1 rRNA gene is annotated in these 648 nt (G+C 48.6%); it reads left to right on the forward strand.

Annotated elements, in window-relative coordinates:
• Positions 1–648, forward strand: a 16S ribosomal RNA gene (locus J0O65_RS28430); the annotation flags it as partial.

The following is a 648-nucleotide window of genomic DNA, read 5'->3' on the forward strand; positions in this document are numbered from 1 at the left end:
CTCCGTAATTGGAATGAGTACACTTTAAATCCTTTAACGAGGATCAATTGGAGGGCAAGTCTGGTGCCAGCAGCCGCGGTAATTCCAGCTCCAATAGCGTATACTAAAGTTGTTGCAGTTAAAAAGCTCGTAGTTGGATCTCGGGTCGTGCCTTGCGGTTCGCTTCGCGGCGCTACTGCGTGGCGCGATCTAAGTCCCGGTCTTCGCTTGGTGCTCTTCGTTGAGTGCTTTGCGCGGCCGGAAATTTTACTTTGAAAAAATTAGAGTGCTCAAAGCAGGCGATCCGCTTGTATAGTCGCGCATGGAATAATGGAATAGGACCTCGGTTCTATTTTGTTGGTTTTCGGAACGGAGGTAATGATTAAGAGGGACAGACGGGGGCATTCGTATTACGGTGTAAGAGGTGAAATTCTTAGATCGCCGTAAGACGAACTACTGCGAAAGCATTTGCCAAGAATGTTTTCATTAATCAAGAACGAAAGTCAGAGGTTCGAAGACGATCAGATACCGTCGTAGTTCTGACCATAAACGATGTCGACTGGCGATCCGCGGGCGTCGCTTCTATGACCCCGCGGGCAGCCTCCGGGAAACCAAAGTCTATGGATTCCGGGGGAAGTATGGTTGCAAAGCTGAAACTTAAAGGAATTG

It is taken from the genome of Janthinobacterium sp. JC611 (assembly GCF_018682595.1).
Lineage (GTDB): Bacteria > Pseudomonadota > Gammaproteobacteria > Burkholderiales > Burkholderiaceae_D > Janthinobacterium.